The organism is Corynebacterium sp. (assembly GCF_043426755.1).
In the GTDB taxonomy this organism is placed as follows: domain Bacteria; phylum Actinomycetota; class Actinomycetes; order Mycobacteriales; family Mycobacteriaceae; genus Corynebacterium.
Genome location: NZ_JBHWRP010000026.1, coordinates 37,338 through 60,896, shown reverse-complemented (window position 1 = coordinate 60,896; position 23,559 = coordinate 37,338). Strand labels below are relative to the sequence as shown.

Annotated in this window: 17 protein-coding genes; 8 read left to right on the top strand and 9 right to left on the bottom strand. The window is 59.5% G+C overall.

What is annotated here, in order from left to right; genetic code table 11:
- The 3 genes from ACHFGA_RS02615 to ACHFGA_RS02605 form a co-directional block, all read right to left on the bottom strand.
- On the bottom strand, positions 1-599 hold a 599-nt coding region (locus tag ACHFGA_RS02615), incomplete at its 3' end, for a P-loop NTPase (RefSeq protein WP_394280889.1).
- Positions 600-641: 42 nt separating this feature from the next.
- Positions 642-1,202, bottom strand: a complete 561-nt coding sequence (locus tag ACHFGA_RS02610; protein ID WP_394280888.1) for a DUF1003 domain-containing protein — start codon at positions 1,200-1,202, stop codon at positions 642-644.
- Complete coding sequence (locus ACHFGA_RS02605) at positions 1,195-2,502, bottom strand: magnesium transporter MgtE N-terminal domain-containing protein (RefSeq protein WP_394280887.1); 1,308 nt, start codon at positions 2,500-2,502, stop codon at positions 1,195-1,197. Before ACHFGA_RS02605 ends, ACHFGA_RS02610 begins: the two co-directional genes overlap by 8 nt.
- Positions 2,503-2,604: 102 nt before the next feature.
- On the opposite strand from ACHFGA_RS02605, the gene ACHFGA_RS02600 reads away from it, so the two are divergent.
- The gene (locus ACHFGA_RS02600) at positions 2,605-3,147 is read left to right on the top strand and encodes a general stress protein (protein ID WP_394280886.1); all 543 of its coding nucleotides are present in this window, start codon (positions 2,605-2,607) and stop codon (positions 3,145-3,147) included.
- Between the two features lie 63 nt (positions 3,148-3,210).
- Complete coding sequence (locus ACHFGA_RS02595; protein WP_394280885.1) at positions 3,211-3,972, top strand: hypothetical protein; 762 nt, start codon at positions 3,211-3,213, stop codon at positions 3,970-3,972.
- Between the two features lie 325 nt (positions 3,973-4,297).
- Here the strand turns inward: ACHFGA_RS02595 and ACHFGA_RS02590 are convergent, their stop codons facing one another.
- From ACHFGA_RS02590 to ACHFGA_RS02580, 3 genes are all read right to left on the bottom strand, one after another.
- Positions 4,298-8,008: a multifunctional oxoglutarate decarboxylase/oxoglutarate dehydrogenase thiamine pyrophosphate-binding subunit/dihydrolipoyllysine-residue succinyltransferase subunit gene (locus tag ACHFGA_RS02590; protein WP_394280884.1), complete on the bottom strand. Its 3,711-nt coding sequence runs from the start codon at positions 8,006-8,008 to the stop codon at positions 4,298-4,300.
- Positions 8,009-8,130: 122 nt separating this feature from the next.
- Positions 8,131-11,823 (bottom strand): ABC transporter ATP-binding protein, encoded by a 3,693-nt coding sequence (locus ACHFGA_RS02585; protein WP_394280883.1) that lies wholly within the window; start codon positions 11,821-11,823, stop codon positions 8,131-8,133.
- 25 nt (positions 11,824-11,848) lie between these two features.
- Positions 11,849-12,787, bottom strand: a complete 939-nt coding sequence (locus ACHFGA_RS02580; protein ID WP_394280882.1) for a hypothetical protein — start codon at positions 12,785-12,787, stop codon at positions 11,849-11,851.
- A 148-nt stretch (positions 12,788-12,935) separates the two neighbouring features.
- Here ACHFGA_RS02580 and ACHFGA_RS02575 point away from each other — a divergent pair, with 148 nt between their 5' ends.
- Positions 12,936-14,543, top strand: a complete 1,608-nt coding sequence (locus ACHFGA_RS02575; protein ID WP_394280881.1) for a carboxylesterase/lipase family protein — start codon at positions 12,936-12,938, stop codon at positions 14,541-14,543.
- Positions 14,544-14,646: 103 nt separating this feature from the next.
- Positions 14,647-15,462: a hypothetical protein gene (locus ACHFGA_RS02570; RefSeq protein ID WP_394280880.1), complete on the top strand. Its 816-nt coding sequence runs from the start codon at positions 14,647-14,649 to the stop codon at positions 15,460-15,462.
- 3 nt (positions 15,463-15,465) lie between these two features.
- Here ACHFGA_RS02570 and ACHFGA_RS02565 read toward each other — a convergent pair whose 3' ends face one another.
- Positions 15,466-15,942 (bottom strand): hypothetical protein, encoded by a 477-nt coding sequence (locus ACHFGA_RS02565; protein ID WP_394280879.1) that lies wholly within the window; start codon positions 15,940-15,942, stop codon positions 15,466-15,468.
- A gap of 112 nt (positions 15,943-16,054) precedes the next feature.
- Between ACHFGA_RS02565 and ACHFGA_RS02560 the strand changes: the two genes are divergently transcribed.
- The 4 genes from ACHFGA_RS02560 to ACHFGA_RS02545 all read left to right on the top strand — a co-directional run bounded on the left by ACHFGA_RS02560 (position 16,055) and on the right by ACHFGA_RS02545 (position 20,198).
- The gene (locus ACHFGA_RS02560) at positions 16,055-17,293 is read left to right on the top strand and encodes an MFS transporter (protein ID WP_394280878.1); all 1,239 of its coding nucleotides are present in this window, start codon (positions 16,055-16,057) and stop codon (positions 17,291-17,293) included.
- Between the two features lie 67 nt (positions 17,294-17,360).
- Entirely contained in the window at positions 17,361-18,236 is an 876-nt protein-coding gene (locus ACHFGA_RS02555) for a hypothetical protein (RefSeq protein WP_394280877.1), read from the top strand.
- Positions 18,237-18,238: 2 nt separating this feature from the next.
- Complete coding sequence (locus ACHFGA_RS02550; protein ID WP_394280876.1) at positions 18,239-19,612, top strand: DHA2 family efflux MFS transporter permease subunit; 1,374 nt, start codon at positions 18,239-18,241, stop codon at positions 19,610-19,612.
- A 10-nt stretch (positions 19,613-19,622) separates the two neighbouring features.
- Entirely contained in the window at positions 19,623-20,198 is a 576-nt protein-coding gene (locus ACHFGA_RS02545) for a histidine phosphatase family protein (protein ID WP_018580894.1), read from the top strand.
- Positions 20,199-20,232: 34 nt separating this feature from the next.
- Here the strand turns inward: ACHFGA_RS02545 and ACHFGA_RS02540 are convergent, their stop codons facing one another.
- Positions 20,233-23,154, bottom strand: coding sequence for a DUF3427 domain-containing protein (locus ACHFGA_RS02540; RefSeq protein ID WP_394280875.1), 2,922 nt, complete (start codon positions 23,152-23,154; stop codon positions 20,233-20,235).
- Entirely contained in the window at positions 23,151-23,549 is a 399-nt protein-coding gene (locus ACHFGA_RS02535) for a (deoxy)nucleoside triphosphate pyrophosphohydrolase (protein ID WP_394280874.1), read from the bottom strand. The genes ACHFGA_RS02540 and ACHFGA_RS02535 overlap by 4 nt, the downstream gene beginning before the upstream one ends.
- Between the last annotated feature and the right edge of the window lie 10 nt (positions 23,550-23,559).

Genomic DNA, 23,559 nt, shown 5'->3' with positions numbered 1-23,559 from the left:
CGCCAGACGACGGGGGAGTTGCCCTCAACGAACTGGCCAATGGAAATGTGCTTCACGTCGTGGGCGATCGGCGGCATGATCATGTCTTCGACCATGGTGGGGCTCTGGTCCACAGAGCCCATCAGGCCCGGAATGGAGTGGCCGTAGATATCGGCGTCGACGATACCCACCTTCAAACCGCGAGAGGCCATGGCGACAGCCAGGTTGGCCGTCATGGAGGATTTGCCGACGCCACCCTTACCCGATGCCACAGCAAACACGCGGGTGGTTGAACCCGGCTGCGCGAACGGGATCTCAGGCTCGGTGGCATCGCCGCGCAGGCGTTGGCGCAGGGCCTTGCGCTGCTCATCAGTCATCGACCCCATGGTGACGGTGACCTCGCCTACGCCTTCAATGTCTTCTAGAGCTGCGCGGGTGTTAGTTTCGATTGTGTTGCGCATGGGGCAAGCGGCAATGGTGAGCAACACCTCGACGGAGACATTGTTGCCGTCGATCTGGATGGAGTCCACCATGTCCAGTTCGGTAATCGGCTTGCCAATTTCGGGATCCTCTACGCGGGATAGCGCGCTGCGTACAGCGGATTCAGTCAAAGTGGTCATTGTGGTCCTTTAGTATAGGCGAGCGCGCCCAGTCAATAAACCCTAAGATTTATTGCTGATTTCGCCTTGGATGGGTTCAGCCAGGTCGTGGAAGGTCTCATTGTCTTCGGCAGAGGCATCATCGAGCTTTGCCTCAATGCGCTCCAAGAGGCTCTTGACGTCGTCGAGTTCGTGACGCAAGTAGTCGCGGGAGACCATGTCGCCCATGGAGAGGCGCACGCTAGCCAGCTCACGGGCGAGGAATTCAGTATCCGCCTTCGTTTGCTCATCACGACGACGATCAGCCGCCAACGTGACCTTATCGCGGTCCTCTTGGCGGTTCTGCGCCAGCAGGATCAGGGGAGCGGAATAGGCAGCCTGGGTAGAAAACGCCAGGTTCAGCAAGATGAAGGGGTACGGGTCCCACTGCCACCAGAAACCACCAATATTCAACGCGATCCATAAAACAACGATCACGGTCTGCCACATCAGGTAGCGGCCGGTGCCGAAGAAGCGGGCGACCTTTTCCGCGCCCGCGCCGATTGTTTCGTCGTCAAGGCGGATCAGTCGGCGGCGTTTCGCACCGACGGGAGTCTCGAGATCAGAGCGGTTGTACTCAGCCATGATTTACACCTCGCTGTGGGGTCTGTTTCTGTGGTCGGAGATCGTCTTCGCGCCAGTTCTCTGGCAGCAAATGGTCAAGTAGGTCATCCACGCTGACAGCACCAAGGAGATGGCCATCGTCGTCAAGCACCGGCCCGCACACCAAGTTATAGGTGGCGAAGTAGCGCGCGGCGGTCTCCTCCGAATCGTCGGCGTAGAGCTGTGGCAGGTCAGGGTCGAGGATGCCGCCGATCAGCGTCGAGGGCGGCTCCCGCAACAGTTTTTGCAGGTGGACGCAGCCGAGGTAACGTCCGGTCGGGGTGGCGGTGGGCGGGCGCACGACGAAGACCAGCGACGACAACGCGGTGGTCAAATCTGGGTCGCGTGCCAAGGCGAGGGCCTCTGCCACGGTGGTTTGCGGGGTGAGCACCAGTGGCTCCGGGGTCATCAGCGCACCCACAGTTTCCGGGGAGAAGCTCATCAGACGGCGAACGGGTGCAGACTCTTCCGGGTCCATCAGCTCCAGTAGAACTTCAGCTTTCGATGAGTTCAGCTCCTGCAGGATGTCGGCGGCGTCGTCGGGATCCATCTCCTCCAGCACGTCTGCGGCGCGCTCGATGTCCATTGTTTCCAGAAGCGATTTCTGGTCATCTTCGGGTAGCTCTTGGACCACATCGGCCAGGCGCTCGTCGTCAAGCTCGCGTGCCAGCGTGTACATGGTTTTCTCGGGCAGGTCAGCGAGGTAATTGGCGACGTCGGCCGGGCGCATGTCGTCGAACATCGCGATGTGCTCGACCACGTGGCTTTGCGCGGCGGCAGGGCTGTCACGGTCTAAGCCATCGATCGACGACCAAGGCACCGTGTACATCGTGGGTGCGCGGCCAAACTTCCGACGATCGGTAAACACCGCCGCCTTGGACACGATCCAGTCGCGCGTGCGGGTCTGCTCGATCTCTATGTCAGCGACCTCGCAGGGCTTGCCGTGGAGCTCTTTGAAGTCCGGATCGTCGGTGAACACGCGCGTGCCGATCACATCGCCGATAATGGTCAGCTCGCCGGCACGGGCACGGAACGTGCGCATTGAGACGGAACCCGTGGCCAGAATGATATCCGTGGGATCGATCGACGCGACACGCAGCATCGGCAGGAAGATCCGACGCTTGTTCACTAACTCAACCACCAAGCCTAAGACACGCGAGGGCTGAGGGTGTGGGCGGAGCGTAACGACGACATCCCTGACGCGACCAATCACTTCATAATCGGGTCCACGGACTTGAAGACCGGAGAGGCGACCTGCATAAAGGCGAGTGATGGAACTCATGCACATAATTTTAGACCTGATCGGAACTTATCCCGTACTTGAACCGTTGCCCTATTGAAAGCACTTTAAATTTCCCGATTATTCAAGGAGCATTTTCTCTAAATGACTATGAATCAAAATCCACGTGGCATCCGCCAACGACCAGCAGGTTGGCCAGTCGGTAGCTTCAACACATACGCCGAAGCACAGCGCGCCGTTGACCACCTCTCCGACCGTGAATTTCCCGTCCAGGAATTGTCCATCGTCGGCGTCGACCTGATGCAAGTTGAGAAGATCACAGGCCGTCTGACCTGGGGTCGCGTCCTAGGCAGCGGTGCACTGGCTGGTGCATTCTGGGGCTTCTTCTTCGGTTTGCTCTGGGTCATCCTCAGCGTGGGCTTCTGGGCTCCGATCCTCACCGGTGTCATCATGGGCGCAATCTTCGGCCTGATCTTTGCTGCTATTAGCTACGGTGCAACCGGCGGTGCCCGTGACTTCTCCTCCCACACCCAGATCATCGCTGGGCGTTACGACGTTTTGTGCTCCTCCCAGCGCGCAGCAGAAGCACGCGATGCAATCGCAGCGCTACAGGTTAACGCGCCTCAGGCACCACAGGCCGGCCAGGCACCGCAGGCAGGTGAGCCACGCCCTGACGAGACCCGGTAGGATCAACACTCTGATCTAATGTAGATCTCAGAGTTTTTCCGCGGCCGAAAGGATACGGATACAGTGGCCACTCCGCAGCAACGCCTCGTCGGAAAGCGCCCCAGTAGGCGCGTCGCCCCAACAGTATCTGTGCTGGTCGCCGGGTTAGTCTTGTCTGGATGCACCTCGCAGGAACCCTCGAGTGCGGACACGGCCAGCCACGACATCCCTATCTCCATCTCAGTCAACGCAACATCCAGTGAGCAGATGGTGCTTGGGGAGATCTACCACCAAACTTTGCTGGGACAGGATCGCAACTCCAGCCTGGCGCTGGAAACTGACCCCGCTGCCCAGGGCAGGATGTCCAGGCTGCAAGAAGGTGAAGTGAACTTCATCGTGGGGTGCACCGGGGAACTGCTCGGTTCCATGAACCCCGAGACCGCGGATGCGATCACGGAGGAATTCGGCCTGAATTCGGGTTCCGGAGGGGCGACCGACGCGAACTACAATGACTTATCGCAGCGCGTTTACGACGAATTTGTCGGATCGCTGCCAGGGGGCGTAACGACGACAGACCCCTCGCCAGCACAGGGCTGCAAGGGCGACGAATACTATTACCTGCCGCAAAATATTGTTCCGGTATTTAACAAGGAGCTCTTCACGCGGGCAGAAATGTCTGCGATTAACAACGTGACGCGGTCGTTGTCTTCCGAAGAGATCGACAAGTTGATTACACGCGCACGCCGCCAGGGTTCGGTGTCCGCCGTGGTCGCGGATTGGTTGAGCACAACTTCTTCCGTGTATGACCAAGAGGCCGCTACCAGCGAAAAATCATCCTCTAGATAGTGGGCTGGGGGCGTGTGTGGTTTTCCGCGCACCCTTTTCGCAAACCGATATAGTCCTCGCCACATAGTGCTCGAGTCGGCCCACCGACTTCGCAAACCGATATAGTCCTCGCCACATACTGCGTGATGCCATTCGCTTTTCAATAAGCGACCCGCACTATGTAGCGAGGACTATATCGGTTTAGGTTTTTCGCCGGCTGGGGCGGCGGTGGCAGCTGCGGGGCTGCTGGCGAGAGGGGGAGCGCGAACCACCTCGAAGAACAAAAGAGGGCCGCGCCCGACAATCACTGTCAGGCGCGGCCAACTTCTATGTCGCTAGAGCGCTGTTACTTGGCGAATGCCTCGTCGATCAGCTGCTCCTCTTCCATCTGGTGCACCTTCGACACACCGGTTGCGGTGGTGGACTGCGCACGGCGGGAGACGCGCTGGAGCTCTGGCAAGTCCGGCAGGAGTTCCTTGAGGTGCTCCTGGTAGAACGGCCATGGGCCTTGGTTTGCTGGCTCGTCCTGGACGAAGCGCAGCTCCTTCATGTTCGGGTAGTGCTCGAATGCCTCACCCAAGCGGTTGAATGGGATCGGGTGCAGCATCTCGATACGGACGATGGCGACGTCGTCGCGCTCATCCTTCTGGCGACGCTTCTCCAGCTCGTAGTAGATCTTGCCGGAGCAGAGCAGGACAGTGGTCACCTTGTCGGTGTCGCCGACCTTCTCGTTCTGGGCGTCGACTAGGTTCGGGTCGTTGATCACGGAGCGGAAGGAGGTCTGCTCGGTGAAGTCAGCCGGCTGGGACACAGCAGCCTTGTTGCGCAGCATGGACTTCGGGGTGAAGACGACCAGTGGACGCTTCATCTGGCCCAGAGCCTGACGACGCAGCAGGTGGAAGTGGTTAGCCGGGGTGGTTGGCTGAGCAACCGTCATGGAGCCCTCAGCACACAGCTGCAGGAAGCGCTCGATGCGTGCGGAGGAGTGGTCCGGCCCCTGGCCTTCGTAGCCGTGCGGCAGCAGAAGGATCAGGCTGGACAGCTGGCCCCACTTGGTCTCACCTGAGGAGACGTACTCGTCGATGATGGTCTGGCCACCGTTGGCGAAGTCGCCGAACTGTGCCTCCCATGCAACAACCGCGTCCTCATTGCCCACGGTGTATCCATACTCAAAGCCCATGCCCGCGAACTCGGTCAGGGAGGAGTTGTACACGAGGAACTTACCGCCGTTACCAGCACCAACTGCGTGCTGGTGCAGCGGGTTGAAGCCTTCGCCGGTGTTCGGGTCGTAGAGCACAGCGTGACGCTGGGTGAAGGTACCGCGCTGGGAATCCTCACCGGCCAGGCGCACCAGCTTGCCGTCGTCGGCAGCCAGGGAACCGAAGGCCAGCAGCTCGCCCCATGCCCAGTCGATATCGCCCTGGTCGGCCGAGTTGCCGCGCTTCTTCAGGACGGAACCAACGCGCTTGTTCGGGGTGAACTTCTCAGGCAGGTTGGCGTACGTACCGGACAGGGCCTCCAGGGTTTCCTGGGAGATGGAGGTATCCAGGCCCTTGGTCAGCTCCTGCGAGTGGGTGATGCCAGTCTGCTCGCTGGGCTTGCCCTCGGTGGACTTGACATCCTCAAAGACTGCGTCCAGCTGCTCGTTGAAGTCCTGCTCGACGATCTCGATCTCTTCGTCGGTCAGTTCGCCACGGCCAACAAGGTCGTTGGTGTAACGGGTACGCACCGAATCGTGGTTGTGGATCTTCTCGTACATCTTCGGCTGGGTCACCGTTGGGTCATCAGCCTCGTTGTGGCCGCGCAGACGGTAGCAGATCAGGTCAATGAAGACGTCTTTGCCGAACTGGCGACGGTACTCGGTAGCCAGGCGGGCAACCCACACAGCTGCCTCAGGGTCATCGCCGTTGACGTGGAAGACAGGGCAGTCGAAGCCCTTGGCCAGGTCAGTGGCGTAGTAGGTGGAACGGCCGGAGTCAGGCGTCGTCGTAAAGCCAATCTGGTTGTTCACGATGACGTGGACGGTGCCGCCGACGGTGTAGCCAGGCAGCTGGGACATGTTCAGGGTCTCCTGCACCACGCCCAGGCCTGCGAAGGAGGCGTCGCCGTGCAGCATCAGAGGCACAACGCTGTAGCCGTCCTCGGACTTGCCCTTGTCCAGGATGTCCTGCTTTGCGCGTGCCAGGCCCACCATGACAGGATCGACTGCCTCGAGGTGAGACGGGTTCGCGGTGAGGGTGACCTTGATGTCGTTGTCACCGAACATCTGGACGTGCTCGCCCTCGAAGCCGAGGTGGTACTTCACGTCGCCAGAACCGCCCTGCTGGCCGGACTGCATGTTGCCTTCAAACTCGTTGAAGATGGTGCGCACTGGCTTGCCGACGATGTTGAACAGCACGTTGAGGCGACCACGGTGAGGCATACCGATGACAACCTCATCGAGGCCCTGGCCTGCGGCGGTGTCGATCACGGCATCCATCAGCGGAATCAGGGTCTCTGCGCCCTCGAGGGAGAAACGCTTCTGACCGAGGTACTTGGTCTGCAGGAAGTTCTCGAACGCTTCAGCAGCGTTGAGCTTCTGCACGATGTACTTCTGCTCCGCGTTGGAAGGCTTTGGCATGCCAGCCTCCAGGCGGTCCTGCAGCCATTCGCGCTCATCGCGGTCCAGGATGTGGGTGTATTCAGCACCGACGTGCAAGGTGTAGGCGCTGCGCAGGCGGGTGAGCACCTCGCGCAGAGTCATGGTTTCCTTGCCGCCGAAGCCACCGACGTGGAAGGTGCGGTCCAGATCCCACAGGGTCAGGCCGTGGGTTTCCATCTGCAGGTCACGGGAATCCGGCTTGCGCAGGCCCGGCTGCTCCCATTGGATCGGGTTGGTATCAGCCATCAGGTGGCCGCGGGAGCGGTATGCCTCGATCAGCTGCATCACGCGGGTGTTCTTGTCCAGGCCAGTATTTGGCTGGTCCTGTGCCCAACGCATTGGAGCGTAAGGGATCTCCATGGATTCGAAGATCTCATCCCAGAACTTGTCGTCGACAAGCAGCTGCGAGATGTCACGCAGGAACTCGCCGGACTCTGCGCCCTGGATCACGCGGTGATCGTAGGTGGAGGTGAGCGTAACGAGCTTGCCGACGCCCAACTCAGCCAAGCGGTCTTCGGAAGCACCGGCGAACTCGGCTGGGTAATCCATGGCGCCGACGCCGATGATGGAGCCTTGGCCCTTCGTCAGGCGTGGGATGGAGTGGCGGGTGCCGATGCCGCCGGGGTTGGTCAGCGACATGGTCACGCCGGAGAAATCATCAAGCTTCAGCTTATTCTCGCGGGCGCGGTCGACGATGTCCTCATAAGCATCAACGAACTCGGAGAAAGACTTGGTCTCGCATTCCTTGATCGCCGCAACCACCAGGGCGCGGGAACCATCCTTCTGAGGCAGGTCAATGGCTAGGCCCAGGTTGATGTGCTCCGGTTGGATAACAAAAGGCTTGTTGTCCTTGAGCTCATAACGCACATTCATCGCCGGGTGGATCATCGCGGACTTCACGATGGCGTAGCCGATGATGTGAGTAAAGGAGATCTTGCCACCGCGGGTGCGCTTCAAGTGATCGTTGATCTGCGCGCGGTTTTCAAACATCAGCTTGACCGGCATATCGCGCACGGTCGTAGCGGTTGGGATGGACAGAGATTCGTCCATGTTCTTCGCGATGGCCTTGAAAGTGCCCTTCAGCTGACGCTCTTCGGCTTCAGGTGCTTCCTGAATCCGGTCCAGGGGGCTCTTCTTCGGCTTCGGGGTCTTGGTAGCTGGCTTTGCTACCTTCTCTACGGCCTTCTCTACGGCCTCGTCGACCTTGGTCTCGCGAGTCTGTTGTTCTTTGGAGGGAGACTTGGCAGCCCCGGCACCAGCGGTGGGTGCGGTCACTTCCTTAGCAGACTTAGGGGCCCCGTTCTTTTCGAAGAGTTCCCGCCACTCAGCATCCACACTGGATGGATCCTGTTGGTACTGCTGGAACATCTCGTCAACCAGCCAGGTGTTTTGGCCGAAAGTACTAGCGCTGCTCACGGCAGATGCTCGCCTCATTTCTTGGTGCGTTGTGATGGTTGTCAATCGACTTTAATTGTCCATCCGTCGAGTGTGTGAACACGGCCGGATGATGCTTTAATAATCCAGTCTACTCACCCCCTTTAGTGGTTGGTTCGCCACATTTGGGCATACCTTCCGTTCTGGTGGAGGAGGGAGTGATGCGACCCGTCTTCGATGATACGTCCCTTGTCGATAACTAGTATCCGATCAGCCCTTAAAGCGGTTGCCAGACGGTGCGCCACGATCACCGCTGTGCGCCCGGAGGCCGTTCTATCAGAGGCGTCGAGCACCGCTTGCTCGGTGGCTGGGTCCAAGGTGGCGGTCGCCTCGTCGAGAAGCACGATGGGTGCCTGCATCAGCTCGGCACGCGCCAGCGCGATGATCTGGCGCTGGCCTGCGGAGAGGCCGCGCCCGCGTTCGCCAATGCGGTGGTTAAAGCCGCCGGGTATCGCCGCGATGACAGGCAAGGCACCGATGGCAGCGACGGCTTGTTCCACTTCATGATCTGTGGCGCCATCGCGTCCATAAGCAATATTTTCGGCCACCGTGCCTGGGAAAAGGTAGGACTCCTGGGGGACTTGGGCGACTTCTCGGCGCCACTGGGCTACCGGGAAGCTGGAAATTTCAGAGCCGGAGGCCTTCACTGCCCCCGAAACGGGGTCATAGAAACGTGCGATGAGCTTCACGACGGTCGACTTGCCGGCACCCGTCGGACCAACAAGGGCGACGGTTTGACCGGGATTGAGGGTAATCGAAAGTTGGTTAATGATATTTCTTGCGCCCGGCTCGCCCGAATCCTCAGCATCGTCTGAAGTTTTAGCTCCGCCGTAGCGGAAGCTCACATCGTCAAATGCGATCGGGCCTTCGGCGGCTTCGTGGGCACCGGGATTGGTGCCGGTATCGGGCACGGTGGTGTCGGTGGCCAGCAGCTCGGAAATGCGGCTGAAACTCACCGTCGCCTGCTGCCAGGAATCGAAGAGTTGACCCAGCTGTTGGATCGGCCCGTAAAGCTGGCCTAAATACATCGTAAAGGCCACCACAACGCCCACGGAGAGATCGCCGGCGGCCACGCGTGCGGCACCGATGCCGACCACCACCGCCGTCATGATTTGAGAGACCGCCTGCATACCAGGGAAGTAGAGCGCTACCAGCAGTTGTGAACGCATGCGCAGGCGGCGGTACTTATCCGATTCCGCGGCGAAAGAAGCATGCGTGCGGGTCTCCAGCAGGTGCATCTGGCTGGTGCGGATCCCGCCGATCAGTTCAGCAAACTGCCCATTCACGGCAGAGACCTGCATGCGCGCGGCCGTGTAGTAGCGCCGCGACAGCACGCGGAAGATGATGGTGACCACGATGATCACCGGGACAACGGACACCGCCACCAGGGTCAGCGATCCGTCGGTGGCCACCAGCATCACGCTGACGCCGACCAGCGTGCCCAGCGATACGATGGCTTGGGCCAGGCCCGTCTGCAGGAAGTTCGACAATGTGTCGATATCGGTAGTCATCCGGGTCATGATCCGCCCGGAGAGGTGACTCTCAAAGAAACTTAGGCCCAGCCGCTGCAGATGGGCATAGCTGCGCAGCCGCAGGCCATAGAGCAGCTTTTCGCCCGAGCGCGAGGCCAGCACCGTCATCCACACGTTCGAGGCCCAGGACGTGAGAACGACCAAGGCCGCCAGCCCGGCGACCACCCACAGGGTGCGGGTATCACCGGCGACGATGCCACGGTCGATGGCGGCACGCACCAGCGTGGGGAAGGCGAGGTCCGCCACAACCCCCACGACCAGCAATGCAACGACGGCGGCGATCAGCCCGCGCACCGCCGTGAACAGGCGACGAATCCGAAAAGTACTGTCATGGCGCGTCAGGGCTTCCGGGTCGAGTTTGGGCTCTTCATCAGCTGGGGGCAGCGCCTCCACGCGCGCTTTCAGCCCCTCAGTCTCCGTAATCACAGCGCCATGGCGCGAGCCGGTCGCAGCGACTCGTGGGCCGGTATCAGGCTTATCGACGACCGGCCACAGCTCTTCCTGGGTGGGCACCGCTAGGGCAGGGGTGTGCTCCGTGGGGTTCTCGGCAGGGGCCATCAGCGCCGTATAAGCGGGGTTAGCGACCACCTGTTCGCGTGGCCCGTCGGCGATCACTTGACCATCCTCGACGATGAGCACGCGGTCAGCGCGCTCCACCGTGGACTGCCGGTGTGCAATGGCGATCACGGTGGTCTCGCGAAGTTCGGCGCGGAGGTTATCCAGGATGATCTTTTCGTTTTCGGCATCGATCGCGCTGGTGGCGTCGTCGAGGATCATCACCTTGGGCCGCGACAGCAGTGCTCGGGCGAGTGCAATGCGTTGGCGTTGCCCGCCTGAAAGAGTCAGCCCGCGCTCGCCAACGACGGTCTGGTAGCCGTCGTCAAGATCGTCGATGAACTCGTCGGCACGCGCCAGATGAGCAGCATGGGCGACCTCGGCCTCGGTGACATCAAGGCCCATGGCGATGTTGTCGAAGATGGTGGTGGAAAACAGGAAAGGCTCGTCGAACACGCAGGTCACAGCCGAACGGATGTCGTGGCTGTGGAGGTGCTCATAGGGGTAGTCGCGCGACCCCACCAAGGAGATGGTGCCGGCATCGGGGGTATAAAACCCTCCGGCGAGTTGCACGGCCATGGACTTTCCCGCGCCGGGTCCGCCAACCACGGCCACGGTTTCGCCGGGGGTGACGCGCACCGTGAAATCTTCAAGGATTTGGTGGCCGTCGTCCCCAAAATCGACAGCATCGAAGGCGATGCCGAGGGGCTCGTCGGCAAGCGAGAGCGGAGCGGAGGGCTCGGTGCGCTCCGGGCGGAGGTGGAGGACTTCGTTGAGACGGTCGACAGAGCTCATGCCCATCTGGATGGCCACGTAGGTGTTGGTGAGCATGCTCATCGTGGAGGTCATCGTGGTCAGGTACGCGGTGAATGCGACGAATTCGCCGACGGTGATCGCGCCGCGGATTGCTAACAGGCCGCCGAGGACGATGGTGATCACAAGGGCGAAGTTGGGCAGTTGGGATAGCAGGGGGCGGAACCTGGCGGTGAGTTTCGCGGCGCGCATCTTCACCGCGTAGAGGCGGCGGCCGAGCTGCTCGAGCGTATCGACGGCGCGGGCCTCACGCCCGAAGGCTTTGACCACGCGCACACCAGAGACGGTTTGTTCGACGTGTTCTGCAAGGTCGGCGGATGCCTGCTGGTTCTCCCACGTGGCGGCGTACAGGGTCTTACGGGAGCGGTTGGCGATCCACAAAATGACCGGCAGGAATGCCAGCGAGAGGACGGTAAGGGGAATGCTCATGGTGAGCATCACGCCGACCGTGACCACCAACTGGATCGCGCGCGAGAACGCTAGCGGGCCCATGGCCAGGACCGACTGGAATTGGTTGAGATCACTGATGGAGCGCGAGACGATCTGGCCAGTGACGATCTTGTCCTGGCCCGGCCCGTCGAGCGCGTTGAGCGAATCCAGCAGTTCCACACGCAGAAGGTGCTGCGCGCCGATAGACAGGTGCCCTGCGGACCAACGCCTGATGATCTGTGCGAGGTACTGCACCACGGCAACGCCCACCATCAACCAGGCGATGGTGGGGATGGAGCCTGAGGTAGTGCCGGTGGCCACGTCGATAGCTTGTCCAGTCAAGGCAGGAACCGTGACTTGGAGTAAAACGGCAAGGATAGCGCTGCCAAAAGCGAGGGCTGCTACCCACGGCCGGCGAGCCAGGATGCGTCCGATCAGGCGCGCACCACTACTTGCCGACGATTGCACTGACAGATCAAACTTCCTTTGCTAGTTAGTTCCGCTTGAAACGATCAACTACACCGCCCACGGCGTTGCCTACAGAATCCTTGGCGTTGCTGAGCATATTTTTGACCTTACCCTGCTTCTTTGACTGCCCGGTCAAATGTTCCAACTCTTTCTCTTCTTCCGCCTCGAGGTCTTCTTCGCGTACGGCAGGTTCGATCTCAGTGAGGAAGTTGGCCGGGGCGGGGCCGAGATCCCTGGAGACGTTGTTGATGACCTCCTTGGCCAATTTGCGATTGACCATGGTGCCCGCAACCGCACCAAGCCCCAACGGCAGCAGCTTGCCAATCCACGCGGTGGCAAACCTGCGTGTAACGCGCTTCAGAGCAAAACGCATGAGACGATTGTTGACCGTAGTCAGTTTGGGGGCGGAAAAGCGCGACAGGTTCGACACTACAGGCGCGCCTTTAGCTGCATCGCCCATCAACGCCTCGACGATGGCGGTACCTTTTGTCCCCAGCAAGACGATGAGCACGAGCGCACGACGACGCTCCGGGTCCGAGATATCGACACCGCGCAGGTAAGCGCTAGCCACCGTGTAGACCGCGGCAAAATCCAAAAAGACCACGGATTCACCGGCCACCGCGGCAGCGCCCGTGAACAATCCGATCCCTGGAATCGCCGCAGCGGCCCCCACACCAGCGCCGGTGCCAGAGACCGTGGTTAAGAAATGCTTGTCCATAATCTCCTGCAGGTCTGCAGGAGATGCATCCGGGTTCTTTCGCCGCAGCCGATCCACATAACGTTTAATAGTGCTGCCCTGGATATGCACTGCTTTGTCCACGGCACTAATAAGCGCACGCCCCACTGGGCCCGCGCTTTTTTCCATCTCTTCGACGGTTTCGGGATCAGTGCCAACGGCGTCCATGATCTCGTCTTCGGTGGTTGCGTCGTCTGTCAGCTGGAGTTTTTCGTCGCTACGTGCCATGGTGGCCTCCTCATAAGATATGCATTTTTACTAAAGTGTAGAGGGTTAACAATAAACACAGCGGATAGCGCCCAGTGAAAATTTCCGCCTTAACCAACTTGTGACCTCCGGGCCCGCTGCAAGAGTTACTACGGTGGGAGGCATGCCAATGATTGATCGTACTTACGCAGGAAGCTCCGACCACCTCGTCGTCACGACGACGGCCGGGGATGTTCGCGGCGTTGCCGATCCCACTACCGGCTGCGCCACATGGCGCGGGGTTCCCTTTGGCGCAGACACGTCAGGGGCGAACCGGTTCTGCGCCCCGCAACCGGTACAACCATGGGGCGGGATCCGCGACTGCTCCGAATTCGCCCCGCCCGCGCTCCAGGGCACCTACAGCCTGGTCGGCAAAACCATCGGCAGTGAAGACTGTCTCCACCTCGACATCGTCCGCCCGAAAGATTATGAAGACGGGGAAGAACTGCCCGTCGTGGTGTATTTCCACGGTGGCTCCTTCCTCATGGGCTCATCTAACGAAGAGGTTCTCCAAGGCCACAACCTGGCCACCGAGGCGCGCGTGCTGTACGTCTCCGTGAATTTCCGCCTGGGCGTGCTGGGATACCTGGACCTGCGCTCCATTGGCCCGGATTGCGTGCCCAACCCGGCGCTGCGTGACCAGATCTTGTCGCTGGAGTGGGTGCGCGACAATATTGCGGGCTTCGGCGGCGACCCGAACAACGTGACCATCATGGGTGAGTCCGCAGGCGGGGCTTCGGTGATCCATCTGATGAGCTCTCCACCCGCCCGTGGTCTATTCCACCGTGCAATCGCACAATCCCCGCCAATCGGCTCAGTGCATACCCGCATCCAGTCGGCATGGTGGGCCACCCGACTGTTGGACATGATGGGCATGTCGCGCCTATCCACCCTGGATGACCTGCGCGAGGTTGATGGCGTTGAGCTCGTGCGCACCGGCCAGGCCATGACCATCCGTGGTGGTGAGCTGATGTATTTCAACTCTGCCTTCATGCCCACCCTGGAATCGGCCACCATGCCGCAACACCCACTGGACACCTTCGCCGAGGGAAAGCAGGCGCCGGTTCCGCTGATCATCGGCACCAACTCAGATGAGGCAAGCTTTGCCAAGGCGATGTACCTGCGCACGAAGAAACGTCACGCCGCTGCCAAACGGCTGCTGGACGTCTTCGACCCCGTCCACGCAGACCAGGTGCTGGCTGCCTATAGGGGAGCAGTGGAACGCTCGGACTTTGCCGAACTGATCGCGGACGCCCTCTTCTGGGCGCCGGCCGTGTCAGTAGCCACCAATCACCGCAGCGTGGCACCGACCTGGATGTACCGCTTCGATTACGCCAACTCCACCATGCGACGACTGGGCCTAGGCGCTATCCACGCCTCCGACCTGACGGCCGTGTTTGGCGCGCCGGGCACCACGCGTGCATCGAAGTTTGACAACTTGTTGTCCACCGAGGGCTTCGAGGAAACCAGTGAGCGCATGCAGTATCACTGGGGCCAGTTTTTCCACCACGGCAGGCCAGGGTCACAGTGGCCGGAATACACGTGGCGTTCCGACGCCGCGCCGGGGCGGGCGACCGCGGTGTTCGAGCCGGAGCCTTATGTGGAGTATGACCCGAAGAGTTCGAAGCGTCGCGCGTGGGCGGATTTCGACATGACGAACTGGGGCGAGGGCCGTGCAGATATCGAACAGCGCGTGGCTCATTTCCTGGGTATGGCGTTGGAAACGGATGTTGAGTAATTCGTGGGCTGATCTTCGGCGCGTTTGCCTCAAAGTAGCTAGGCTAGGTGCCGGTCACCACCGCTGTGAGTAGTGGCTTTCACCTGGGAAGGAAAATATCGACATGAGCTTTTTCGAGGATATTGCCGCTGCGCTTGACGACGAGGGCGTGGAGTCGCGCGTTCACGACGGCACCATGTTTGTGCCCATCACTGCGGAAGTTGAGATCCAATTTGTGGAGATTGACCCGCACCTCCCGGCAGCCAATGTTTATATTGCTGCAGCGGACGTGGATGAAGATGACGAGGACTTCGAGGCCGTGCTGGTCTCTGTGGTGTTCTCTGTCGACGCCGCGGTGGGTACGGTCGCCGAGCACATCGCAACCGATCAGGTCGTGACTGTGTTGCGCGACATTCTGGAGGGCACCGATGAGCGCATCGCTGATCTGGAGTTCTACCAAGATGCCGTGAATGCGAATCTGGTGCGCGCCGAGGTGGGCGAGAACTCTGAGCTACAGGTCATGGTGGAAGTCATCGACGGTGTGCCTAGTGCCGCGGTGGAGTTCATCGCTTTGGGTACCGGTTACGAAGACATGGTGGATCAGGCGATCGACGAACTGTGGGAGTCCGACGGCGATGCCGAGCTTTCCGACGAGGACCGCCAGCGACTGTTCGATGACTTGGTGATTGAGGCTGATCTTGACGGAGAAATCCTCGACCTGGGCACCTTCGCAGATTTCGACCGGCTGTTTGACGTGCTGTCTTTGGCTGCTGATCAGGCCGAGGAGTGGGAATCTCAACTCCTTCCGGTCAGTGATGATGACTTCGACGAACCAATGGTCTACGACATCTTCGGCGCCGATGATGATGAGCTTGATGACGATGACTATGATTTCGACGACGAGGAGCTCGACGAAGAAGAGCTCGACGACGAGGACTAGGCGCTAAGCGGCAGCCATTCCCTCGAACAATGAGGCGGGCGATTCAAGCAGGTTGAAGCTGCCGTCCACGATCCACACGTAGGTCACCGCCTTGTGTGAGTCGACCTCGTGAACTTTGTCGCCGACATCGTCGGGAAGCAATGCGCGGATCCACGTTTCGGCTATGTCGCGGTCTGTTGGCCTGCCAGTGGGGTCTGTAACCCGCACGCTGACGAGGTAGGCGGGCGTGCGCTTTTCGCCAAACCCACGGATCCGTGCTGCAGCGCGGGGGCCGACGCGATGCCGGCTGATCGCCAGGTTGAGTGGGGGAGCGCCTGCACCACCTGGAAGTTTCATGATCGGCGGCCGCCATGAGGGGACGGGTCGAGCCAGGCTTCGGGGATGGCGGATCCGGCTTGCTGCACCCTCCAAGGTGTCTGGGTGGTGGAGGCGCAGGCTGTCGACGGTGGGGCGGATGGTCAGAGAAAAGTTGTTGTTCATGGCTCACACACTAGAACGTGGGTGCGACACGACCACCTAGACCATAGAGCTAATGTTCGAAAAATGGAGAGAAATAGCTTCCGTATGAAAAGGGGATAGGCTAATAGGCACAATGAATGACTCTTCTACATCACACGAGGCTGGTCAGGCCCCCGTCAAGATTCCCAAGGAGATCTGGGTCTTGGTCTCCGCGGCGTTTCTCATCGCCTTAGGTTATGGCCTCATCGCCCCGATCATCCCGCAGTTCGCGGTGAGCTTCGGCGTCTCCATGGCTGCGGCCGGTGCAGTGGTGTCGGTGTTTTCGGCCGCGCGCCTTCTGGGCGCGCCGTGGGCCGGGCGCCTCGTCGATAAGGTCGGTTCGCGCAAGGTGTACTTGACCGGGCTGATCGTCGTTGCTGTAGCTACCGGGTTGGTCGCGATCACCCAGGCGTATTGGCATGTTTTGGTGCTGCGGACGATCGCAGGCATCGGGTCGACGATGTTCTCGATCTCTGCGATGGGGATGATCGTGAAGGTGGCGCCACCGTCGATTCGCGGCCGCGCTTCCTCCGTGTACGGCACGGCGTTCCTGTTGGGTAATATCGTCGGGCCGGTCGCTGGCGCGGCTATGTCCTTTTTGGGTATGCGCTGGCCGTTCGTTATCTATGGCGTGGGCGTGGGGTTGGCCGCCTTCGTCGTGTGGAAGGCCATGCCGCGTAGCGACGAGGATGAGAAGAAGGCCACCCTGCCACCTTTAGAACTGAAGGAAGCGGTGTCGGATTCAGCGTACCGCTCCGTTCTGGTGTCCAACTTCGCGCACGGCTGGATCAACATGGGCGTGCGCGTGGCCGTACTGCCCCTCTTTGCGGCGGCGGTGTTCGAACACGGTAGCGCTGCAGCGGGCCTGGCGATGGCAGCCTTTGCCGCGGGTAACGCGATTGCGTTGCAGTTCTCCGGGCGGTTGGCGGACACCATTGGCCGCAAGCCACTGATCTTGTCGGGGTTGGTGTTCTCGGCGATCTTTACCGGCGGCATGGGCTTCGCCGATTCCTTCTGGCCACTGATCATCGTCTCCGCCTTAGCCGGCATGGGATCCGGCCTGTTGAACCCGGGGCAGCAAGCAGTGCTTGCCGACGTCATCGGCAACCAGCGCTCCGGCGGTAAGGCCTTGTCGACTTTCCAGATGAGCATGGATGCTGGACAGATCGCGGGCCCCATCGTGATCGGTGCTCTCGCGGAGCGCTATGGATTCACGGTGGCCTTCGGTGTATGCGGCGTGCTCGCCTTGGTCGCGGTAGTCGTATGGATCTTCGGGCGCGAGACACTGGCCACCTCCCAGCTGCGCCTTCGTCGAGTGAACAAGCGTAAGTGATACACAGGTACTTGCCACCGTTAATATAGTGGGGAAAAGACTAGACCAACCGTGAAAAGGCGGCGCCGTGGAATCCCACCTCAACCACACGGGTCGCAAAGGCCCGTTCAGTGATCAAACAGCGTTGGCGTGGCTCTGTGGCATCGCGTTAATCATAGGGACACTGGCGTGGGCGATGATTGTGGTGACGGACACCCATGTGCCGGACAACGTCTTCGGCCATCCGATCTATGTCATTGCCTTCTTGCTGATCATCGTGGCCGGGACTATTGCATTCACCCCAACAGTGCGCGACCACGGAGTTAAGGCCCTCTGGCTATGGGTGCTTGGTGTCGGCCTCAACCTGGGGTTTACCACCCTGACACACGCGCTGGAAGTGCCCCTGTATTTCTCCATTATGGGCTCCATTTTCGTCGGATTCGCAGCAGGGCCACTTGCCGCGATGGGAGTGGGCGCTTTTACTACGGTGCTTGGCAGCCTCATCACGCCCGCCATTTTGCCCATGGTGTTAATTTTCATGATTCCGGGCGCCTTCCTGTGGTTTGCGATGGTGGAAGGGTGGACCGCGACGGTACCAAGGCTCATAACGACCGGGTGCGTCTTAGGGATGGTGTCAGGCACCGTCCTGCTCATTGATTACTTCACGGTCTTTGACGGGCTATATCATGCCGGAACACAACATCTGTATAACTTCATTTCCTTGGTGGAGTCCGACGAGATCAGGGTGATGATCTACCACACCGTGGTCACCCAATTTTTAGACAAGTCTCTCTTGTTGTTTTTCTTCAACGCGGTGCTGCAGCTATTGTTGCCGCGCACCAATATCGGGAAGGTGTGCGTGGAAGAACCCGCAAGATCGATCGCCACCGCCATGCGCGAATCCCACCAGCGAGCTAACACCAGCACCGAAACCCCCTCCTCCACACAAACACCTGCAACATAGGTATGTTGTACCGGGTGAGTACCCCAACTGAAATTTCGAAGCCCGCCGCTTATCGCGCCCTTGCCGCGTTGTGTGTGGGCCTTTTTCTTACCCTGATTGATCAATCCATGGTGGCGGTGGCGCTGCCGGCGATTGCAGAGGACCTTGGGGCCAGCACCAACCAAATGATTTGGGTGGTTGCCGCTTACCTGCTTACCTTCGCTGTCCCTCTGCTTGTGACAGGCAGGCTTGGCGATCGCTTCGGCCAGCGCCGCATGTACATCATCGGCATGATCATCTTCGTGGTGGCCGCCGGCGCCTGCGCTTTCGCACCCAGCATCGAGGCTCTCATCGCCCTGCGCGCCATCCAGGGCTTCGGTGGGGCGATCTTGAACCCCCAGCCGCTCGCCGTGATCAACCGCATCTTCCCGCGCAGCAGCCGCGGCACCGCGCTGGGCTATTGGTCGGCGGTAGCAGGCTCGGCCGGTTTGTTCGGGCCCGCGCTTGGGGGAGTGCTTGTCGACGCCGGCGGCTGGCGTTGGGTGTTCGCCGTCTATATCCCGGTGGGTGTGCTCTCTATCGCCATGGTCGCAATGTTCGTGCCACGCTTGCCGCGCACAACAGCCGTGATTGATCTGTGGTCGGCACTGATTTCGCTGGTGGCCGTCGCCGGTGTGACAGTCGCTTTCCAGCAGGGACCCGAATGGGATTGGGGTTGGCCAGTGTGGGTGGCACTGATCGTCGGCGCGCTCGCGTTTGTCGCGCTGATTCGTCGTCAAGCAAGCCGCGGCCCGAACGCCTTGATCCCGCTGAAGCTCTTTAATGTGCACAATTTCTCCCGCGGCATCGTCGCAGTCTTCACGCTGGGTGTGGCGGTGTACACCGTGCAGCTGCCGCTGATGCAGTACCTGCAGGTGGGCAAGGGGATGGACGGCACCGCCGCCGGGTTGATGCTGATCCCGATGGGCATCTTGAGCGTGATTTTCGCGCCGATCGCAGGGCGCCTCACGGACCGGATGGCGCCTGGGCGTGTGTCTCAAATCGGTTTCACCACCATGATTACCGCGATGGTGCTGTTCGGCGCGTTCATGATCGCCGGCGCCAGCCAGTGGTGGATGATCCTGCCGATCAGCCTGCTTGGCATCGCTAATGGTCTGTGCTGGTCGCCGAACTCCGCGATTTCGATGCGCGACCTGCCCAGCGACGTGATGGGTGCCGGCTCCGGTGTGTACAACACGTCCCGCCAGGTGGGTGCGGTGATCGGCCAGTCCGCGATGGGCGCGGTGATGCAGATGACCGTGGCTTATGGCGTGGGATTCGGGATGGGGTTGTCGATGTTCGTCCCCGTCGCCGTGTTGCTTGTCGGTCTCGTCGCGGTAAGCCAGTTCAGAGACTAATGTGATACCTATGAAGTTGATGCTGATCCGCCACGCTGCCACGGACTGGAATATTGAGCGCCGCATGCAGGGCCAGACAGATGTCCCGATTAACGACGAAGGCCGCGCCCAGGCCGAGCGCCTCCGTCCCATCATCGCCCACCTTGCCCCGCGCTACGTGGTCACTTCTGCGTTGCAGCGCACGATCCAGACCGCCGAGGCGGCTCACCTGCACATCGATAAGGTGGATCCGCGCCTGAATGAGTTCGACTTGGGCGATTGGGAGGGTTCCTTGATCGCTGACCTGGACCCGAAGGAGTACGAGGACTGGGGCCTAGGCGAGTTCAACCCTCCGGGTGGCGAACGCATGGACGAGTTTTTCTTCCGCATCAACTCCGCTATTTTTGAGGCGTTGACCCACGCCCGCAACAATGACATCGACATGGTGTGCGTGGTCGCCCACGGTGGCGTGATCCGCCGCTACCTCGCCCGCGGCCTGGGCATCGACATCTCCAAGATGGTCAATCCCCGCCACGCCGGCGTCTCCGTCCTGGATGTCCAGGAGACCGGCATGCGCCTGGAGATGTACAACTACGTCGGCTTCTAAGCGCTTTTCGCTTTACGACGAGGCCCTGTGGCGGCTAGGCGGTGACTGCTTCCGTTTTCGGTGCAGTAAGTGCTGCAAAAAGTTCTGGCGAGATGGGGACCTTCAAATTTAGGTCTGTCGTGACAACATCGAGTTCAGCGCCCTCTTTGCCCTTCATCGTCGTTTGTTGAGCGTTGTCGGACTTCACCTGGCCTAGATAGTAGAAATCACCATCGTCTGCGTCCTCGCGCATGACGAACAGGTGGAGTTCCGCCTCGTTGCCTAAAATGGGCTCAAGCTCTTTCGACTCCAGCGTCCGGTTGTTTCGCGTGAACCAGTGCATCGTCGATTGGTCGATGAACTCATCGCCGTAGTCCACACTCGCCTCGATGTCTGAACCCTTGTGATAGGTGACAAAGATCGGGCACGTCATGGTTGCTTTGTCCGTCTTGTAGCCATAGACCGTGCTCTCCTGGTTTGATGGCCAGTTCAGCAAGCGGCACGTATCCCGGCGCGTATACGTCTTTCCGACGACAAGGGTGCCGCTCTTGTCATAGTGCTTGCGGTTGAGAAGCAGTGTTGTTTCGATGAAGTCATCGATGTGATCCCGGAAACTGATCGGGGTGAATCGCTCGGAAGTGTTGTAGGAATCGTAAAGTGCAGCGAAGTCTTCACCCAGGCGCCAAGTGCCAGAGGAATCGACAGTGGCGACAGGAAGTTCCCCGTATTTCTTTTGCTGCGCGGTGGTGAAGAAACTGAGGTCGAGGACTCGCGCGATTGATCGCAAAGCGTCATTGTCGATCCGGTAGCCGCCGGCTGCGAGCATTGCTGCGATATCTTCCGTTGGAGCTTGGCGGGTGGACAATAATTCGCGCAGTACCAGAGCTTCTTGCGGTCGCTTACCGTTCAGAATCTCGCCGTGGAGAAAATCTAGAAAACACTTTTCCTTAGCCAGTGGCGCCTGGTCAACGAGTTTGAGGGAATGGAGGAGAGACCAGTAGTTACCCCACTTGCTCGCAAGCAATGCTGGGTTCGTCGACTCGTGGTATTCGAAATCAATGAGGCGTGGAATGCCACCGAGCCGGTGAGTGAGGTTGATGATTGCCTCTTTTGCCCGCCGTTTATCAAGAAGATTGACCTTTTCGAGAGATTCAAGGATTCGTTGGGTGGCCACCTCGTCGAAGCTAATCGTCGACAGGCCTGCGAAGTGAGAGCGGTTGGCTTTACGAATCGTCTCGCGCACCGATTCCTTCACCCCGGATCGATCGCCGGTTAATGCAATGGGGATGAGGTAGTTGTTTGCGTAGTTACCGATGAAATCGATAACGCGAAGGGAACGTTTCCCCTCAGCAATCCTTAGCCCGCGTCCTAATTGTTGGGTGAAAATGATCGACGACTGTGTCGCTCGCAGCATGACTATTTGGTTGACTGAGGGGATGTCGATGCCTTCGTTGAAGATGTCAACGGTGAGAATGTAATCGATGTCGCCGGCTTCTAGGTTCGCGATGGTTTCTTCGCGCTTTTCAACTGGATCATCACCGGAGAGGACAACCGTTCGTAGTGGTTTGCCGTACACGGTACGACCGTTTAAAGCCTCACTGAGTTTTGAGGCTTCCTCGTTGCGGCTGCAGAAGAAAAGGCCTTTCACTCCGCGGGAGAATCCGTATTTCTCCAAAATCGACACAATGTAATCCACGCGATCTTCGTCGACAAGCTCGTCGATCGACGATTTGTCGTTGGGCGTTCCGTTCGTCGCAGACTGGCAGTCAGTCACACCGTAATAGTCGAAGGGGACGAGCATGTGGGATTCGAGGGCGGAACGAAGACGAATCTCGTACGGAACGTTGTGATCGAAAAGTTCGAAAATATTGAAGCCATCGGTCCGCTCTGGGGTGGCGGTCAGACCTAATAAAAATTCGGGTCGGAAATGATCGATCACGCGGCGGTAGGTGTCCGCGCCGGAACGGTGAACCTCATCGATGATGATGAAGTCGAATTCTTTCGGTGAGATGCGTGCGAGTGTTTCCGGGCGGGAAAGAGACTGGATCGTGGCAAACACGTACTTGCGATCGAGCTGTCGACGAGAGCCGACGAAAAAGCCGATCTCTGATTCATCGCAACGTAAGACACGCTGGAACTCGTAAGCAGCCTTCTCCAAAATCTGTTCACGGTGAACCACAAATAGTAGCCGCTGCGGATCGTACATTTGGGTGGCAAGAGCGGAAAGAATTGTCTTACCGGTACCGGTTGCAGAAATGATGAGCGCTCGCTGCTCACCGTTGTCGAGGACTAACTGCAGCTTCTCCAACGCTTCAGTTTGCATCGCATTGGGTTTAATAACTTCGTCGGCACCCTTACTAGCAAGGGTTGCCGGAAGTTCAGGGTCGAACCGTTTTGGCGGCGGGACTCGTCGTGCCTCGTACTGCTCGATCCATTCGGTTGTGAGGGGCTCGGCCTCATCGAGGTGAGCGTCGATGGCTCTATTGAGTTGATCAGTGATATCGCCGTCGTCGTGGGTGGAAAACCGTAGATTCCATTCTCGGTTACTGATCAGTGCCGTTCGCGTTAGGTTCGAGGATCCAACGATCGAAGTCGCATGATCGCTTCGACGGAAAATATATCCTTTGGCATGGTGCGGTTTTTGAGTGAAGACGTAGGTCTGAACATTCGGCAGTTCAAGAAGCTCCTCGAGGACCGCTGGCTCGTTGAAATCTAGGTAGTCCGAAGTAATTATTTTTCCGGCTCCCTTGAAATTCACCAAGGCCGTCTTCAACGCACTGAGACCACCAGAAGAAATGAACGCAACGGAGAAAACGAAAGACTCTGCAGTGCTCAACTCTTCGTTGATTGCTTTTAGCATCGTGTTTTCGTCAGTGTTCGCCACGAGTAGTGGGTTGAACACAGGACTTGAACCCACATAGCGGTCGACAAAACCGTGTTCCACTCCCACGCGGAGTGCCGGTTTCGATGTGCTCATCCGAGCTTCTCCATGATCAGATGTACTGCTGGGATATCGGCCGGTGCCCAGTCCAGATCGTTGAGCTCATCGATTGGCACCCAGCGGGCATCTTGGTGCTCGGTGAGAGTCGGAGATGCATCGTCGGAAAGCGTGCAAAAGTACGTGGCGAGGTTGACGGTGCCGAAGTCATACTCGTAGGCCGTGGTGGTGATGTGTTCGCCGACGACAGCATCAACGCGAAGTTCTTCGCGGATCTCGCGGGCAAGTGCCTCTTCAGGAGATTCACCAGGTTCGATCTTGCCTCCGGGGAATTCCCACATGCCGGCCATATTCTTGCCTGCGCCGCGTTGGGCTGCAAACACCGTGGTGCCGCGGACGAAGACGGCACCGGTGACCTCGATAAATTTCGCCATGCGTCTAAGA

Excerpts from the sequence above, each read along its gene's own strand:
- ACHFGA_RS02610 (WP_394280888.1), bottom strand. The coding sequence starts at position 1,202 with ATGGCTGAGTACAACCGCTCTGATCTCGAGACTCCCGTCGGTGCGAAA.
- ACHFGA_RS02605 (WP_394280887.1), bottom strand. The coding sequence starts at position 2,502 with ATGAGTTCCATCACTCGCCTTTATGCAGGTCGCCTCTCCGGTCTTCAA.
- ACHFGA_RS02600 (WP_394280886.1), top strand. The coding sequence starts at position 2,605 with ATGACTATGAATCAAAATCCACGTGGCATCCGCCAACGACCAGCAGGT.
- ACHFGA_RS02580 (WP_394280882.1), bottom strand. The coding sequence starts at position 12,787 with ATGGCACGTAGCGACGAAAAACTCCAGCTGACAGACGACGCAACCACC.
- ACHFGA_RS02575 (WP_394280881.1), top strand. The coding sequence starts at position 12,936 with ATGATTGATCGTACTTACGCAGGAAGCTCCGACCACCTCGTCGTCACG.
- ACHFGA_RS02570 (WP_394280880.1), top strand. The coding sequence starts at position 14,647 with ATGAGCTTTTTCGAGGATATTGCCGCTGCGCTTGACGACGAGGGCGTG.
- ACHFGA_RS02565 (WP_394280879.1), bottom strand. The coding sequence starts at position 15,942 with ATGAACAACAACTTTTCTCTGACCATCCGCCCCACCGTCGACAGCCTG.
- ACHFGA_RS02560 (WP_394280878.1), top strand. The coding sequence starts at position 16,055 with ATGAATGACTCTTCTACATCACACGAGGCTGGTCAGGCCCCCGTCAAG.
- ACHFGA_RS02550 (WP_394280876.1), top strand. The coding sequence starts at position 18,239 with ATGTTGTACCGGGTGAGTACCCCAACTGAAATTTCGAAGCCCGCCGCT.
- ACHFGA_RS02545 (WP_018580894.1), top strand. The coding sequence starts at position 19,623 with ATGAAGTTGATGCTGATCCGCCACGCTGCCACGGACTGGAATATTGAG.
- ACHFGA_RS02540 (WP_394280875.1), bottom strand. The coding sequence starts at position 23,154 with ATGAGCACATCGAAACCGGCACTCCGCGTGGGAGTGGAACACGGTTTT.
- ACHFGA_RS02535 (WP_394280874.1), bottom strand. The coding sequence starts at position 23,549 with ATGGCGAAATTTATCGAGGTCACCGGTGCCGTCTTCGTCCGCGGCACC.